17 protein-coding genes and 1 tRNA gene are annotated in these 15,940 nt (G+C 65.0%); all 18 read left to right on the top strand.

The window, feature by feature from the left end:
* The first annotated feature begins 77 nt into the window (after positions 1–77).
* Positions 78–1,088 carry a DMT family transporter gene (locus FFI97_RS02275; protein ID WP_139702813.1) on the top strand — a complete coding sequence of 337 codons (1,011 nt, stop codon included), beginning with the start codon at positions 78–80 and terminating at the stop codon, positions 1,086–1,088.
* Complete coding sequence (gene rpsO, locus FFI97_RS02270; protein WP_056579564.1) at positions 1,085–1,351, top strand: 30S ribosomal protein S15; 267 nt, start codon at positions 1,085–1,087, stop codon at positions 1,349–1,351. The genes FFI97_RS02275 and rpsO overlap by 4 nt, the downstream gene beginning before the upstream one ends.
* A gap of 204 nt (positions 1,352–1,555) precedes the next feature.
* The gene (pnp, locus tag FFI97_RS02265) at positions 1,556–3,892 is read left to right on the top strand and encodes a polyribonucleotide nucleotidyltransferase (protein ID WP_139702812.1); all 2,337 of its coding nucleotides are present in this window, start codon (positions 1,556–1,558) and stop codon (positions 3,890–3,892) included.
* A gap of 90 nt (positions 3,893–3,982) precedes the next feature.
* Complete coding sequence (locus FFI97_RS02260) at positions 3,983–4,981, top strand: NAD(P)H-quinone oxidoreductase (protein WP_139702811.1); 999 nt, start codon at positions 3,983–3,985, stop codon at positions 4,979–4,981.
* Between the two features lie 13 nt (positions 4,982–4,994).
* The gene (tpiA, locus tag FFI97_RS02255; RefSeq protein WP_139702810.1) at positions 4,995–5,759 is read left to right on the top strand and encodes a triose-phosphate isomerase; all 765 of its coding nucleotides are present in this window, start codon (positions 4,995–4,997) and stop codon (positions 5,757–5,759) included.
* 38 nt (positions 5,760–5,797) lie between these two features.
* Complete coding sequence (gene secG / locus FFI97_RS02250) at positions 5,798–6,211, top strand: preprotein translocase subunit SecG (RefSeq protein WP_139702809.1); 414 nt, start codon at positions 5,798–5,800, stop codon at positions 6,209–6,211.
* A 119-nt stretch (positions 6,212–6,330) separates the two neighbouring features.
* Positions 6,331–6,415: transfer RNA gene (locus FFI97_RS02245), tRNA-Leu, on the top strand.
* Between the two features lie 67 nt (positions 6,416–6,482).
* The gene (locus tag FFI97_RS02240) at positions 6,483–6,842 is read left to right on the top strand and encodes an NADH-quinone oxidoreductase subunit A (RefSeq protein WP_055805154.1); all 360 of its coding nucleotides are present in this window, start codon (positions 6,483–6,485) and stop codon (positions 6,840–6,842) included.
* Positions 6,843–6,857: 15 nt separating this feature from the next.
* On the top strand, positions 6,858–7,337 hold the full coding sequence (locus tag FFI97_RS02235) for a NuoB/complex I 20 kDa subunit family protein (RefSeq protein WP_007837763.1): 480 nt from the start codon (positions 6,858–6,860) through the stop codon (positions 7,335–7,337).
* A gap of 13 nt (positions 7,338–7,350) precedes the next feature.
* Positions 7,351–7,962: an NADH-quinone oxidoreductase subunit C gene (locus FFI97_RS02230; protein ID WP_062475411.1), complete on the top strand. Its 612-nt coding sequence runs from the start codon at positions 7,351–7,353 to the stop codon at positions 7,960–7,962.
* Positions 7,963–7,967: 5 nt separating this feature from the next.
* Positions 7,968–9,221: an NADH-quinone oxidoreductase subunit D gene (locus FFI97_RS02225; protein WP_139702808.1), complete on the top strand. Its 1,254-nt coding sequence runs from the start codon at positions 7,968–7,970 to the stop codon at positions 9,219–9,221.
* A gap of 10 nt (positions 9,222–9,231) precedes the next feature.
* Positions 9,232–9,774 (top strand): NADH-quinone oxidoreductase subunit NuoE, encoded by a 543-nt coding sequence (nuoE, locus tag FFI97_RS02220; protein WP_139702807.1) that lies wholly within the window; start codon positions 9,232–9,234, stop codon positions 9,772–9,774.
* Positions 9,774–11,114: an NADH-quinone oxidoreductase subunit NuoF gene (gene nuoF / locus FFI97_RS02215; RefSeq protein ID WP_070063112.1), complete on the top strand. Its 1,341-nt coding sequence runs from the start codon at positions 9,774–9,776 to the stop codon at positions 11,112–11,114. Before nuoE ends, nuoF begins: the two co-directional genes overlap by 1 nt.
* Before the next feature lie 20 nt (positions 11,115–11,134).
* On the top strand, positions 11,135–13,300 hold the full coding sequence (nuoG, locus tag FFI97_RS02210) for an NADH-quinone oxidoreductase subunit NuoG (protein WP_139702806.1): 2,166 nt from the start codon (positions 11,135–11,137) through the stop codon (positions 13,298–13,300).
* Positions 13,297–14,373, top strand: a complete 1,077-nt coding sequence (nuoH, locus tag FFI97_RS02205; RefSeq protein ID WP_095949076.1) for an NADH-quinone oxidoreductase subunit NuoH — start codon at positions 13,297–13,299, stop codon at positions 14,371–14,373. Before nuoG ends, nuoH begins: the two co-directional genes overlap by 4 nt.
* Positions 14,374–14,391: 18 nt before the next feature.
* The gene (gene nuoI / locus FFI97_RS02200) at positions 14,392–14,937 is read left to right on the top strand and encodes an NADH-quinone oxidoreductase subunit NuoI (RefSeq protein ID WP_062475395.1); all 546 of its coding nucleotides are present in this window, start codon (positions 14,392–14,394) and stop codon (positions 14,935–14,937) included.
* 37 nt (positions 14,938–14,974) lie between these two features.
* Positions 14,975–15,634 (top strand): NADH-quinone oxidoreductase subunit J, encoded by a 660-nt coding sequence (locus FFI97_RS02195; protein WP_062475392.1) that lies wholly within the window; start codon positions 14,975–14,977, stop codon positions 15,632–15,634.
* Positions 15,631–15,939, top strand: a complete 309-nt coding sequence (nuoK, locus tag FFI97_RS02190; RefSeq protein ID WP_007837741.1) for an NADH-quinone oxidoreductase subunit NuoK — start codon at positions 15,631–15,633, stop codon at positions 15,937–15,939. The genes FFI97_RS02195 and nuoK overlap by 4 nt, the downstream gene beginning before the upstream one ends.
* Position 15,940: the final 1 nt, after the last annotated feature.

Below are 15,940 nucleotides of genomic sequence, written 5' to 3'. Positions count from 1 at the left end.
TCCTGCAATTTCGTTCAAGACCGCCGCGCCCCTGGCGGGAGACGCTCGCGCTTTCTGCAAAACGGAAGGCGATCAGGATGTCGGAACGAAGCAAGGGAATGTGGCTGTGCGCGCTCGCGATGGTCACGGTCGGAAGCACGGTGGTCGCGAGCAAGCTCATCGCCAGCGGCCTGCCGCCGTTCACGGCGACCGCGCTGCGCTTTGCGCTGGCGCTGCCGGTGTTCGTGGCGCTCATGGGGTTCATGCACGCCCGCTGGCCGCGCCCGGACCGCCACGACGCCGTGCTGCTGCTGTGCCAGGCGGCGGCGGGCAGCGTCGGCTACACGGTGCTGCTGATCCTGGGCGTGCGCTGGGCGCCGGCCGCCGATGCGGGCGTGGTGACCGGCACGCTGCCGGCCATGGCTGCGTTGGTCGCTGTGCTGGCGCTGCGCGAGCGGCCGGGGCGCTATCTGGTGGGCGGGATCGTGCTCGCGAGCCTGGGCGTGCTGGCGATCACGCTGCGTCCGGGCGATGAGGGCGGCGAGCGCACGTCGACCGCGCTGCTCGGCAACCTGCTGGTGCTGGGGGCGGTGGCGCTCGAGTCGCTGTTCATCCTGCTCAACAAGCGGCTGCGCGTGCCGCTGGCGCCGCTCGTGCAATCGACGGCGATGGTCGCGCTGGGGCTGCTGCTGTCCGTCGTTCCCGCGCTGCTGGAGCGCGCCTGGCTTCAGCCGGTGCCCGCCGAGGCGCTGGCCGGGGTGGCCTACTACGCGCTGGTGCCGACGGTGGCGGGTTTCCTGCTCTGGTACGCGGGCGCCGCCCGGCTGCGGGGCGCCGAGGCGGCGCTGTTCACGGCGCTGATGCCGGTGTCGGCGCTGGTTCTGGCCGCATGGTGGCTCGGGGAGGCCGTGGGGTGGGCCCAGGTCGCCGGAGCCGCCTGCGTGCTGGGGGCGGTGGGGCTGGTTTCGCTTGACGGAAGGCGGCGGGAGGGAGCGGTCAAGCCGGCCGATGTATACTCCCAAAGCTTTGCATGCCGCAAGGCGCACGGTGAGGGCAGTTCCAGTGCTCACCGCAAGTCAAACATCCCGGAACAAGGAAATTCAACATGATCGCAGCCTCCATCAAGGCCGAAGTTGTCAAGGACAACGCCCGTGCAGCCAACGACACCGGCAGCCCCGAAGTGCAAGTCGCACTGCTGACCGCCCGTATCAACGAGCTGACTCCCCACTTCAAGACGCACGCCAAGGACCACCACGGTCGTCGCGGCCTGCTGCGCATGGTCAGCCGCCGTCGCAAGCTGCTCGACTACCTCAAGTCCAAGGACGCCGAGCGTTACACCGCGCTGATCGCCAAGCTGGGTCTGCGCAAGTAATTCGAATCGCATGAAAAAACGCCTGGGTTAGTCCGCTAGCTCAGGCGTTTTTTACTTCGCGATCCACTTTCGGAGTGCCCAACAGAGCGAAGCTGTGTCATTCCAATGAAGTTCGTCCCGAGCTTCGCTGGAATGGCATCGTGTTCTGAGCAGCCTCCGCCCCTTGCGAATCCTGTGTGATTCGCTATCAAAATAGGAGCAACAATGAGCCTCTTCAACAAAATCACCAAGTCCTTCCAATGGGGCGACAAGACCGTCGTCATGGAAACGGGTGAAATCGCCCGCCAGGCGACCGGCGCCGTGCTGGTCGACATCGACGGCACCGTGATCCTGGCGACCGTGGTCGCCTCCAAGACCGCCAAGCCGGGTCAAGACTTCTTCCCGCTGACCGTCGACTACATCGAGAAGACCTACGCCGCGGGCAAGATCCCCGGCAGCTTCTTCAAGCGTGAAGCCAAGCCCAGCGAACACGAAACCCTGACCAGCCGCCTGATCGACCGTCCGATCCGCCCGCTGTTCCCCGAAGGTTTCCTGAACGAAGTGCACGTGGTGATCCACACCGTGTCGCTGAACCCTGAAGTCGACGCCGACATCGCCGCCATGATCGGCGTGAGCGCCGCGCTGTCGATCTCCGGCATCCCGTTCAGCGGCCCGATCGGTGCCGCCCGCGTGGGCTACATCAACGGCCAGTACGTGCTGAATCCGGGCCCCACCGCCCGCAAGGATTCGCAGATGGACCTCGTTGTCGCCGGCACGCAAGCCGCCGTGCTGATGGTCGAATCCGAAGCCCAGCAACTCAGCGAAGAAATCATGCTGGGTGGCGTGGTGTTCGGTCACGAGCAAGCCAACATCGCGATCAACGCGATCCACGACCTCGTGCGCGACGCCGGCAAGCCGGAATGGCTCAAGGAAGGCACCTGGGTGCCGGAAGCCAAGGACGAAGACTTCATCGCCAAGATCAACGGCCTGGCCGAAGAAAAGCTGCGCGCTGTCTATCAAATCCGCAGCAAGCAAGCCCGCACGCAAGCCCTGCGCGAAGCCAATGCCAGCGTCTTCACGGCCCTGAAGGCCGAAGGCGCCGAGTTCGACGCCGGCAAGGTCAGCGACCTGCTGTTCGCGATCGAGTCGCGCATCGTGCGCGGCCAGATCCTGCAAGGCGAGCCGCGCATCGACGGCCGCGACACGCGCACCGTGCGCCCCATCGAAATCCGCAACTCCGTGCTGCCCCGCACCCACGGCTCGGCGCTGTTCACGCGCGGCGAGACGCAGGGCCTGGTCGTCACCACGCTCGGCACCGAGCGCGACGCACAGCGCATCGATGCGCTGGCCGGCGAGTACGAAGACCGCTTCCTGTTCCACTACAACATGCCTCCCTTCGCCACCGGTGAAGTGGGCCGCATGGGTTCCACCAAGCGCCGCGAAGTGGGCCACGGCCGCCTGGCCAAGCGCGCGCTCGTCGCCGTGCTGCCGACCAAGGAAGAATTCCCGTACACCATCCGCGTGGTGTCGGAAATCACCGAGTCGAACGGCTCCTCGTCGATGGCTTCGGTCTGCGGCGGCTGCCTCTCGATGATGGACGCCGGCGTGCCCATGAAGGCACACGTGGCCGGCATCGCCATGGGCCTGATCAAGGAAGACAACCGCTTCGCAGTGCTGACCGACATCCTGGGCGACGAAGATCACCTGGGCGACATGGACTTCAAGGTGGCCGGTACGACCAACGGCATCACCGCGCTGCAGATGGACATCAAGATCCAGGGCATCACCAAGGAAATCATGCAGGTTGCATTGGCGCAGGCCAAGGAAGCGCGCATGCACATCCTGGGCAAGATGCAAGAAGCGATGGGCGAGGCCAAGGCCGACGTGTCGCAGTTCGCACCGCGCCTGACCACGCTGAAGATCAACCCCGAGAAGATCCGCGACGTGATCGGCAAGGGCGGCGCGGTCATCCGTGGCCTGCAGGAAGAAACCGGCACGACGATCAACATCGACGAAGACGGCACCATCACCATCGCCTCGACCGATCCGGAAAAGGCCGAATTCGCCAAGAAGCGCATCGAGCAGATCACCGCCGAAGTCGAAATCGGCAAGGTCTACGAAGGCCCGATCACCAAGATCCTGGACTTCGGTGCGCTGGTCAACCTGCTGCCCGGCAAGGACGGCCTGCTGCACATCAGCCAGATCGCGCACGAGCGCGTCGAGAAGGTGACCGACTACCTGAGCGAAGGCCAGATCGTGAAGGTCAAGGTTCTCGAGACCGACGAAAAGGGCCGCGTCAAGCTGTCCATGAAGGCCCTGACCGAGCGTCCGGCCGGCCTGGAATACAGCGAGCGCCCGCCGCGCGAAGACCGTGGTGATCGCGGCGACCGTGGCGGCGACCGCCGCGAGCGTTCGGACCGTGGCGACCGCGGTGACCGCGGCGGCGATCGTGGCGAGCGCGCACCGCGCTTCAACGACCAGCAGCAACAGCCCCGCGGTGAGCAGCAACAGCAGCCCGCCGGCGAGTCGCAGCAGCAAGCGCCGCGCGAACCGCAGGAGTAAGCAGTGAGGCGCGACGGCCCGTGCCGTCGCCTCTCGCGTGGACAGTGGTGATGCCCGCCCCGTGCGGGCATCCGAGCCTCGGAGACCCCCATGAAAGCCATTGAGATCACTTCGTACGGCGCCCCCGAGGTGCTGCGCGTCGCTGTGCGTCCCGACCCGGTGGCGGGCGAGGGTGAGCTGCTGATCCGCGTGGCGGCCAGCGGCGTGAATCGCCCGGACGTGCTGCAGCGGATGGGGCACTACCCCGTGCCGCCCGGCGCCTCCGACCTGCCGGGCCTCGAAGTGGCCGGCGAGATCGTCTCGGGCGACGCCAAGGCGCTGGCCGACGCGGGCTTCAAGGTCGGCGACCGCGTGTGTGCGCTGGTCGCCGGTGGCGGCTATGCCGAGCTGTGCGTGGCGCCCGTGGCGCAATGCCTGCCGGTGCCCAAGGGCTGGAGCGACATCGAGGCGGCCTCGCTGCCCGAGACCTTCTTCACCGTCTGGAGCAATGTGTTCGAGCGCGGCCGCCTGCAGAAGGGCGAGACCCTGCTGATCCAGGGCGGCTCCAGCGGCATTGGCGTCACGGCGATCCAGATCGCCAAGGCGCTCGGTGCGACCGTGATCGTCACGGCCGGCAGCGACGACAAGTGCGAAGCCTGCCTGAAACTCGGCGCCGACCACGCGATCAACTACCGCACGAGCGATTTCGTCGAAGTGGCGAAGCAGCTCACGGGCGGCAAGGGCGTGGACGTGGTGCTCGACATGGTGGCCGGCGACTACGTGGCGCGCGAGGTCGAGTGCCTGGCCGAAGACGGCCGGCTGGTGATCATTGCGGTGCAGGGCGGTGTGAAGAGCGAGATCAACGCGGGCCTCGTGCTGCGTCGTCGGCTCACGATCACTGGCTCGACGCTGCGTCCGCGGCCGGTGGCGTTCAAGGGTGCCATCGCCAAGGCGCTGCGCGAAAAGGTCTGGCCGCTGCTCGAAAGCGGCGCGGTCAGGCCCGTGATCCACAGCACCTATGCGGCAGCAGGTGAGCCCAGCGGCGCGGCCCAGGCTCACACCCTGATGGAATCGAACCAGCACATCGGCAAGATCGTGCTGACTTGGTGAGACGAACAACGCGATGACAACCTTCAAGAAACTGATTGCCGGCAACTGGAAGATGAATGGCGGCCTGGCCGCCAACGAGGCGCTGGTGAAGGCCCTGCAGCAAGGGCTGGCCGACAGCCCCGCGGCTTGCGGCGTTGCACTGTGCGCGCCTGCGCCGTACTTCGCCCAGCTGCAATCGCTGCTGGCGGGCACGCCGTCGCTGGCCCTCGGTGCGCAGGACATTTCGGCGCACCCGCAAGGTGCGTTCACCGGCGAGCAGTCGGCGGCCATGCTGAAGGACTTCGGCGTGCGCTATGCGATCGTGGGCCATTCGGAGCGTCGCCAGTACCACGGCGAAACCGACGATGCCGTGGCGGCCAAGACGGCGGCTGCGTTGGCGAACGGCATCACGCCGATCGTCTGTGTCGGCGAGACGCTGGCAGAGCGCGAAGCAGGGCAGACCGAAGAGATCGTCAAGCGCCAGCTGGCTGCGGTGATCCATGTGAACGGCCACTGCATCAGCGAGATCGTCGTGGCCTACGAGCCGGTCTGGGCCATCGGCACGGGCAAGACGGCTTCGCCGGAGCAGGCGCAGGCGGTGCATGCCGTGCTGCGTGCGCAACTGCACCATGCCGCGAGCGAACACGCCGCGGGCATCAAGATTCTGTACGGCGGCAGCATGAACGCGGCGAATGCCGCCGAACTGCTGGCGCAGGCCGACATCGACGGCGGCCTCATCGGCGGCGCCTCGCTCAAGGCGCCCGACTTTCTGCAGATCATTTCTGCCGCTGCACGCTGATCGCGGCAACGGCAGCCATCACTTAGGAGTAAGAACGAATGAACGTGGTCCTCAATCTTCTGGTCGGCGTGCAAATGCTGGCGGCGCTGGCAATGATCGGCCTGATCCTGATCCAGCACGGCAAGGGTGCCGACATGGGTGCGGCCTTCGGCAGCGGCAGTGCAGGCAGCCTGTTCGGCGCCAGCGGCAGTGCCAACTTCCTTTCGCGCACCACGGCCGTGCTGGCTGCGGTGTTCTTTGCCTGCACGCTGCTGCTGGCCTACTTCAGCCACGCACGTCCTGCGGGCGGTGGCAGCCTGCTCGAGCGCGCAGCCGTGGGTGCGCCTGCTGCACCGGCCGCGCCTGCGACTGGCGCTGCGGGCGAAATCCCCGCTGCAGCAGCAGCACCTGCCAAGGCCGCTTCGGCGCCTGCTGCACCCGTTTCGGGCTCCGGCCAGATTCCGACCAAGTAATCAGGTTGTTTTCATGCAGCCGTTCGTGAGAAACGGCTTCATTTCAGGGTAAACTCTAAATCTGTTCAGAAAGCCAAATGCCTCAACGGCACCTCATGCCATCTGGACAGTTAAAAACCGCGGTCGTGGTGAAATTGGTAGACACGCTATCTTGAGGGGGTAGTGGCGAAAGCTGTGCGAGTTCGAGTCTCGCCGACCGCACCAAATCTCACCGGCAGAAGAACTCTATCCAGAGGCTCTTCTGTCGGTGGCAAGCGGTGAAAATTTCTCGATGAACCTCGATTCCTACCTTCCCGTCCTTTTGTTCATTTTGGTCGGGGTCGGCGTAGGCGTCGCCCCGCAAGTCATCGGATACATCCTCGGGCCCAATCGGCCCGACGCTGCGAAGAATGCGCCCTACGAGTGCGGCTTCGAAGCCTTCGAGGATGCGCGCATGAAATTCGACGTGCGCTATTACCTCGTCGCGATTCTCTTCATCCTCTTCGATCTCGAGATTGCCTTTCTCTTTCCGTGGGCCATTGCGCTCAAGGAAATCGGCGCTGTTGGCTTCTGGGCCATGATGATCTTTCTCGCCATCCTCGTCGTGGGTTTCGTCTACGAGTGGAAAAAAGGCGCGCTCGACTGGGAATGACAAGGAAGCTACACGATGGCCATTGAAGGCGTTCTCAAAGAAGGCTTCGTCACCACGACCTACGACTCGGTTGTGAACTGGGCGAAGACCGGATCTCTCTGGCCGATGACGTTCGGCCTCGCATGCTGCGCGGTCGAAATGATGCACGCGGGCGCTGCCCGCTACGACATCGATCGTTTTGGCATGCTGTTCCGCCCCAGCCCGCGCCAGTCCGATCTGATGATCGTGGCCGGCACGCTGTGCAACAAGATGGCGCCGGCGCTGCGCAAGGTCTACGACCAGATGCCCGAGCCGCGCTGGGTGCTCTCGATGGGCTCCTGCGCGAACGGCGGCGGTTACTACCACTACAGCTATTCCGTGGTGCGTGGCTGCGACCGCATCGTGCCGGTCGATGTCTATGTGCCGGGTTGCCCGCCCACCGCTGAAGCATTGCTGTACGGCGTGATCCAGCTGCAGCAGAAGATTCGCCGCACCAACACCATTGCCCGCGCCTGAGAGATTGCCGACGATGACTGACTTTGCAATTTCGCCGGAGGTGCTGCGCGCCACCATCGCCGAGACGCTCGGCGCCAAGGCCAAGAGCGTGACGATCGCGCTCGAAGAAGTGACCGTCGTGGTCAGCGCTGCCGACTACATCGATGCGGCGCTGCTGCTGCGCGATGCGCCCGGTTGCCGTTTCGAACAGCTGATCGACCTGTGCGGCATGGACTATTCCGACTACCGCGAAGGCGAGTGGCAGGGCGAACGCTACGGCGTCGTCTCGCACCTGCTTTCTGTGAGTCTCAACCAGCGCGTGCGCCTGAAGGTGTTCGCGACCAGCGAAGACCTGCCCGTGATCGACTCGCTCCAGCCCGTCTGGAGCGCTGCCACGTGGTTCGAGCGCGAAGCCTTCGACCTGTACGGCATCGTGTTCGACGGCCACGACGACCTGCGTCGCATCCTGACCGACTACGGCTTCATCGGTCATCCGTTCCGCAAGGACTTCCCGGTGTCGGGTCACGTCGAAATGCGTTACGACGAAGAGCAGAAGCGTGTGGTCTACCAGCCGGTCTCGATCGAGCCGCGCGAAATCACGCCGCGCGTGATCCGCGAAGACAACTACGGCGGCGGTTTGCACTGACAGATATGGCCGAAATCAAGAACTACACACTCAACTTCGGTCCGCAGCACCCCGCAGCACACGGCGTGCTGCGCCTGGTGCTCGAGCTGGACGGCGAAGTGATCCAGCGTGCCGACCCCCACATCGGCCTGCTGCACCGTGCGACCGAGAAGCTCGCCGAATCGCGCACCTTCATCCAGTCGCTGCCCTACATGGACCGCCTCGACTACGTGTCGATGATGTCCAACGAACACGCCTACTGCCTCGCCATCGAGCGGATGATGGGTCTGGATGTGCCGATTCGCGCGCAGTACATCCGCGTGATGTTCGCCGAGATCACCCGCCTGCTGAACCACCTGCTGTGGCTCGGCGCGCACGGTCTCGATTGCGGTGCGATGAACATGCTCATCTACTGCTTCCGCGAGCGTGAAGACCTGTTCGACATGTACGAAGCCGTGTCCGGCGCGCGCATGCATGCAGCGTACTTCCGTCCGGGTGGCGTCTACCGCGACCTGCCAGATTCGATGCCGCAGTACAAGGTCAGCAAGATCAAGAATGCGAAGGCCATCGAGAAGCTCAACGAGAACCGCCAGGGCTCGCTGCTGGACTTCATCGACGACTTCTGCAAGCGCTTCCCGAAGATGGTCGACGAGTACGAGACGCTGCTCACCGACAACCGCATCTGGAAGCAGCGCACTGTGGGCATCGGCGTGGTCACGCCGGAGCGCGCGCTGAACCTGGGCTTCACCGGCCCGATGCTGCGCGGCTCGGGCGTCGAATGGGACCTGCGCAAGAAGCAGCCCTACGACGTCTACGACCAGATGCAGTTCGACGTGCCCGTGGGCAAGACCGGCGACTGCTACGACCGCTACCTGGTTCGCGTGGAAGAAATGCGCCAGGCCAACAAGATCATCCAGCAGTGCTCGGTTTGGCTGCGCGCCAACCCCGGCCCGGTGATCACCAGCAACCACAAGGTCGCCGCGCCCGCGCGCGAATCGATGAAGGCGAACATGGAGGAGCTGATCCACCATTTCAAGCTCTTCACCGAAGGCTTCCACGTGCCCGAAGGCGAAGCGTATGCCGCCGTCGAGCACCCCAAGGGCGAGTTCGGCATCTACCTCGTGAGCGACGGCGCCAACAAGCCGTACCGCCTGAAGATCCGCGCCCCGGGCTTCCCGCACCTCGCTGCCCTCGACGAAATGTCGCGCGGCCACATGATCGCCGACGCTGTCGCGGTGATCGGCACGATGGACATCGTGTTCGGCGAAATCGACAGGTGAGAAAGAGCGAATGACGACTTCCTCAACCCATCACCATGACGCGGCGCCCTCGGCGCCGCTGAAGGCCGCCATCCTCGAGCGCTTTGCGCGCGAGGTCGCGAAGTACCCCGAAGCCGGCAAGCAGTCGGCCGTGATGGCTTGCCTGGCCATCGTCCAGCAGGACGAAGGCTTCGTGAGCGTGCAGCGCGAGCGCGAGATCGCCGCCTACCTCGGCATGGCGCCCATCGCCGTGCACGAAGTGACGACCTTCTACAACATGTACAACCAGCATCCGGTGGGCAAGTTCAAGCTCAACGTATGCACCAACCTGCCGTGCCAGCTGCGCGACGGCGTCACCGCGCTCGAGCACCTCGAGAAGAAGCTCGGCATCAAGATGGGCGAGACCACGGCCGACGGCCTGTTCACGCTGCAGCAGAGCGAATGCCTGGGCGCCTGCGCCGATTCGCCCGTGATGCTGGTCAACGACCGCACCATGTGCAGCTTCATGAGCAACGACAAGCTCGACCAGCTCATCGACGGTTTGCGCAATGCCAAGCCAGGGGAGGCTTCGTGATGACGCCCGAACAGGTTCTCTCGCAATTCCAGGCCACCGGTGTCCAGACCTGCTTCCATGACCGCCACATCGGCGCTCAGATCTATGCAGGCCTGGACGGCACCAACTGGCACCTGGCCGACTACGAAGCGCGCGGCGGCTACCAGGCGCTGCGCAAGATCCTCACCGAGGGCCTCACGCCCGACCAGGTGATCGCCGAAGTGAAGGCCTCGGGCCTGCGCGGCCGTGGCGGTGCGGGTTTCCCGACCGGCCTGAAGTGGAGCTTCATGCCCCGCCAGTTCCCGGGCCAGAAGTACCTCGTCTGCAATTCGGACGAAGGCGAGCCCGGCACGTGCAAGGACCGCGACATCCTGCAGTTCAACCCGCACATCGTGATCGAAGGCATGGCCATCGCCGCGTATGCGATGGGCATCAGCGTGGGCTACAACTACATCCACGGCGAGATCTTCCAGAGCTACGACCGCTTCGAGGCCGCCCTCGAAGAGGCGCGCGCCGCCGGTTATCTCGGCGACAAGATCATGGGCAGCACGTACAACTTCCAGTTGCACGCCGCCCACGGCTTCGGTGCCTACATCTGCGGCGAAGAAACCGCGCTGCTCGAATCGCTCGAAGGCAAGAAGGGCCAGCCGCGCTTCAAGCCGCCGTTCCCGGCCAGCTTCGGCCTGTACGGCAAGCCGACCACCATCAACAACACCGAGACCTTCGCGGCGGTGCCCTGGATCATCCGCAACGGCGGCCAGGCCTACCTCGAGTGCGGCAAGCCGAACAACGGCGGCACCAAGATCTACTCGGTGAGCGGTGACGTCGAGCTGCCCGGCAACTACGAAGTGCCGATGGGCACGCCGTTCTCCAAGCTGCTCGAGCTGGCCGGCGGCGTGCGCAAGGGCCGCACGCTCAAGGCCGTGATCCCCGGCGGCTCATCGTCGCCGGTGCTGCCGGCCGACATCATGATGGCCTGCACCATGGACTACGACTCGATCGCCAAGGCCGGCTCCATGCTCGGTTCGGGCGCCGTGATCGTCATGGACGACACGCGGTCGATGGTCGAGTCGCTCAAGCGCCTCTCGTACTTCTACATGCACGAGTCCTGCGGCCAGTGCACCCCCTGCCGCGAAGGCACGGGTTGGCTCTACCGCGTGGTGGACCGCATCCACAACGGCCAGGGCAAGCCCAGCGACATGCAGCTGCTGGACTCCGTGGCCGGCGACATCATGGGCCGCACCATCTGTGCGCTCGGCGATGCGGCAGCCATGCCCGTGCGCGCCATGATCAAGCACTTCCGCCATGAGTTCGAGGCCCTGATCCCGGGTCACGTCCCGACGGCGCCCGTCAAGGCCTGAGTGCGAGAAGAAACACAGACATGATCGAAATCGAACTCGACGGCAAGAAGGTCGAAGTGACCGAAGGCAGCATGGTGATGCATGCTGCCGAAAAGGCGGGCACCTACATCCCGCACTTCTGCTATCACAAGAAACTCAGCATCGCGGCCAACTGCCGCATGTGCCTGGTCGACGTGGAAAAGGCGCCCAAGCCGATGCCGGCCTGCGCCACGCCCGTCACGCAGGGCATGATCGTTCGCACCAAGAGCGACAAGGCCATCAAGGCCCAGCAGTCCGTCATGGAGTTCCTGCTGATCAACCACCCGCTGGATTGCCCCATCTGCGACCAGGGCGGCGAGTGCCAGCTGCAGGACCTGGCCGTCGGCTACGGCGGTTCTTCTTCGCGCTACGAAGAAGAAAAACGCGTCGTGTTCCACAAGGACGTCGGCCCGCTGATCAGCATGGAAGAAATGAGCCGCTGCATCCATTGCACGCGCTGCGTCCGTTTCGGTCAGGAAGTGGCCGGCGTGATGGAGCTCGGCATGTCGCACCGCGGCGAGCACTCCGAAATCGAAACCTTCCTGGGCGACTCGGTCGACTCCGAGCTGTCGGGCAACATGATCGACATCTGCCCGGTCGGCGCGCTCACGAGCAAGCCGTTCCGCTACAGCGCCCGCACCTGGGAACTGTCGCGCCGCAAGTCGGTGAGCCCGCACGATTCCACCGGCGCCAACCTGATCGTCCAGGTCAAGAACAACCGCGTGATGCGCGTGGTGCCGCTGGAGAACGAAGACGTCAACGAATGCTGGATCGCCGACCGCGACCGCTTCTCGTACGAAGCGCTCAACGGCACCGAACGCCTGACGCAGCCCATGCTGAAGCAGGGCGGCCAATGGCAGCAGGTCGACTGGCAGACGGCGCTCGAGTACGTTGCCAACGGCCTCAAGCAGATCAAGACCGACCATGGTGCGCAAAGCATCGGCACGCTGGTCAGCCCGCACAGCACGCTCGAAGAGCTGCAGCTCGCCGCCATGCTCACGCGTGAACTCGGCAGCGACAACATCGACTACCGCCTGCGCAACGCCGAATTCACGGCCTTCGAAGGCGTGCGCTGGCTCGGCACGTCCATCGCCTCGCTCACGCAAGTGCAGCGCGCGCTGGTCGTCGGTTCGAACCTGCGCAAGGAACACCCGCTGTTCGCGCAGCGCATCCGCCAGGCCGTGCGCAAGGGCGCCGCGCTGTCGGTGATCACCTCGTCCAGCCTCATGGCCGACCGCGGTGCCTGGGCCATCGACGTGGCGCAAGCATCGATCGTCGAAGCCGACCAGTGGGTCGAGGCGCTGGCCGCCGTGGCTGCTGCCATCGGCCAGACCAACGGCGCTACCGCGCCGCTGGCACCGAAGAGCGCACCTGACGCTACCGCGCAAGCCATCGCAGCCTCGCTGCTGAGCGGCGAGCGCAAGGCGATCCTGCTCGGCAATGCCGCCGCGCACCACGCACAAGCCAGCAGCCTGCTGGCCCTCGCGAACTGGATCGGCGCACAGACCGGCGCCACCGTCGGCTACCTGACCGAAGCCGGCAACACCGTGGGCGCACAGCTCGTTGGTGCCTTCCCGCAGAACGGCGGCCTCGATGCCGGCCGCATGCTCGCCGCCGGCTCCGGCCTCAAGGCCGTGCTGCTGCTGAACACCGAACCGGTGTTCGACTCGGCCGCCGGTGCTGCCGCCGCCGATGTCATCGGCAATGCGCAGATGGTGGTCACGCTGAGCCCCTTCAAGGCCAACCTCGAATTCAGCGACGTGCTGCTGCCCATCGCCCCGTTCACCGAAACGCCGGGCACCTTCGTCAATGCCGAAGGCCGCGTGCAGGGTTTCCATGCCGTCGTGAAGCCGCAAGGCGAAACGCGTCCGGCGTGGAAGGTGCTGCGCGTGCTGGCGAATCTGCTCGGCCTGCCGGGCTTCGCCTTCGAATCGACCGCCGAGGTGCTGGCCACCGTCGGTGACAAGGGCACCGTGCCGGCGAACGCGCTGAGCAACGCCACCATCGCCAAGGCCGTCGCGGCCAGCGGCGCCGTGGCCGCGCCCGTGGTCGCGAGCATCTACCAGCTCGACTCGATCGTGCGCCGCGCACCGTCGCTGCAGCTGACCGCCGACGCGCGCAACAGCGCACAGGCCGTACCCGCTCGTGCCGAGGAGGCCCTGGCATGATCGACGCAATTCATGGCTTCGGCCAGGGGCTGGTCGCCGCAGGCTGGTGGACGTCCGTCGTCTGGCCCGTGGTCTGGACGCTGATCAAGATCATCGTCGTCGTGATCCCGCTGATGCTGGCCGTGGCGTACCTCACGCTGTGGGAACGCAAGGCCATCGGCTTCACGCAGATCCGCGTGGGCCCGAACCGCATCGGGCCGCTGGGCCTGCTGCAGCCGATCGCGGACGCGCTCAAGCTGATGACCAAGGAAATCATCCTTCCGACGGTCGCCAACAAGGGCCTGTTCCTGCTCGGTCCCATCATGACCATCATGCCGGCGCTGGCCGCATGGGCCGTGATTCCCTTCGGCCCCGACGTGGCGCTGGCCAACATCAATGCCGGCCTGCTGTTCGTGATGGCCATCACCTCGCTCGAGGTGTACGGCGTGATCATCGCCGGCTGGGCTTCGAACTCGAAGTACGCCTTCCTGGGCGCGCTGCGCGCCTCGGCACAGATGGTGAGCTACGAAATCGCGATGGGCTTCTGCTTCGTCGTGGTGCTGATGGTCACGGGCAGCCTGAACATGTCCGACATCGTGACGGTGCAGGGCAAGGGCATGTTCCAAGACATGGGCATTGGCTTCCTGTCGTGGAACTGGCTGCCGCTGCTGCCGATCTTTGTCGTGTACTTCATCTCGGGCCTGGCCGAAACCAACCGCCACCCGTTCGACGTGGTGGAAGGCGAATCCGAAATCGTGGCCGGTCACATGATCGAGTACTCGGGCATGAGCTTCGCGATGTTCTTCCTGGCCGAGTACGCCAACATGTGGCTCGTCTCGATCCTGACCGTGGTGCTGTTCCTCGGTGGATGGCTGCCGCCGTTCGAGTTCCTGAGCTTCATTCCGGGCTGGATCTGGCTGGGCCTGAAGACCTTCTGCGTGGTCACTATGTTCCTGTGGGTGCGCTCGACGTTCCCGCGCTTCCGCTACGACCAGATCATGCGTCTGGGCTGGAAGATCTTCATTCCCGTCACCCTGGTGTGGCTGGTCGTGGTCGGTGGCTGGATGCAGACGCCGTTCAACATCTGGAAATAAGCAGGAAGCGACGACATCATGACTGCTTCACACACCGCCGGAGGGCTCGGACGCACCTCCAAGCTGGCCTCCGCACCGTTCTCGCTCAAGGACTTCCTGGGCAGCTTCATGCTGTTCGAACTGTTCAAGGGCCTGGCCATCACGGGCAAGTACGCCTTCGCGCGCAAGATCACCGTCCAGTTCCCCGAAGAGAAGACGCCGCTGTCGCCGCGCTTCCGGGGCCTGCACGCGCTGCGCCGCTACGAGAACGGCGAAGAGCGCTGCATCGCCTGCAAGCTGTGCGAGGCCGTGTGCCCCGCGCTGGCGATCACCATCGAATCCGACGTGCGTGACGACGGCTCGCGCCGCACCACGCGCTACGACATCGACCTGACCAAGTGCATCTTCTGCGGCTTCTGCGAAGAGAGCTGCCCGGTCGACTCGATCGTCGAGACGCACATCTTCGAATACCACGGCGAAAAGCGCGGCGACCTGTACTTCACCAAGGACATGCTGCTGGCCGTGGGCGACCGCTACGAAAAAGAAATCGCGGCGAACAAGGCGGCCGACGCCAAGTACCGCTGAGCCGGCTCCGCTCGAAACCCGTACCAATCGAATTCCAATGGACGTCAAGACCGGTCTGTTCTATCTGTTTGCCGCGGTGCTGCTGTTTGCAGCCTTCCGCGTCATCACCTCCCGCAATCCCGTGTACGCCGCGCTGTACCTGGTGCTGGCCTTCTTCCAGGCCTCGGCCATCTGGCTGCTGCTGCGCGCCGAGTTCCTGGCGATCTCGCTCGTGCTGGTGTACGTCGGCGCCGTGATGGTGCTCTTCCTGTTCGTTGTGATGATGCTGGACATCGACGTCGACGGCCTGCGAGAGGGCTTCTGGAAGCACTTCCCGCTGGCGGCAGGCATCGGCGCGCTCATCGCGCTCGAAATGGCCGCCGTGCTCATGGGCGGCTTCCGCCTGGGCGAAGGCCCGCGCGCCATGGCGACGACCTCGCCCAACAGCTCGAACACGCTCGAGCTGGGCAAGCTGCTGTACTCCGAATACCTCTACCCGCTGGAAATCGCCGCGGTCATCCTGCTGGTGGCCATCATTGCCGCCATTGCACTGACGCTGCGCACCCGCAAGGACAGCAAGTACGTCAACCCGTCGGACCAGGTGCGCGTGAAGGCGCGCGACCGCGTGCGCATCGTGCAGATGCCCGTCACGCGTGCGGCCGAGCCGGTGGTTGAGGCCCCGGCAGCGGATGCCGCTGCAAAGGAAAACAAGGCATGACGCTCACGCTCGGACACTTTCTCTCGCTCGGCGCGATGCTCTTCGCGCTGTCGGTGATCGGCATCTTCCTGAACCGCAAGAACCTGATCGTGCTGCTGATGGCCATCGAGCTGATGCTGCTGGCGGTCAACATGAACTTCGTGGCCTTCTCGCACTACCTGGGCGACATGCACGGCCAGATCTTCGTGTTCTTCATCCTGACGGTGGCGGCGGCCGAATCGGCCATCGGCCTGGCGCTGCTGGTCCTGTTGTTCCGCAACAAGTCCAACATCAACGTCGACGAACTCAACTCGCTCAAGGGTTGAC

Origin of the sequence: Variovorax sp. KBS0712 (assembly GCF_006323185.2) — a bacterium.
GTDB lineage: Bacteria > Pseudomonadota > Gammaproteobacteria > Burkholderiales > Burkholderiaceae_C > Variovorax > Variovorax boronicumulans.
This window is presented reverse-complemented; position numbering and strand designations above follow the sequence as displayed.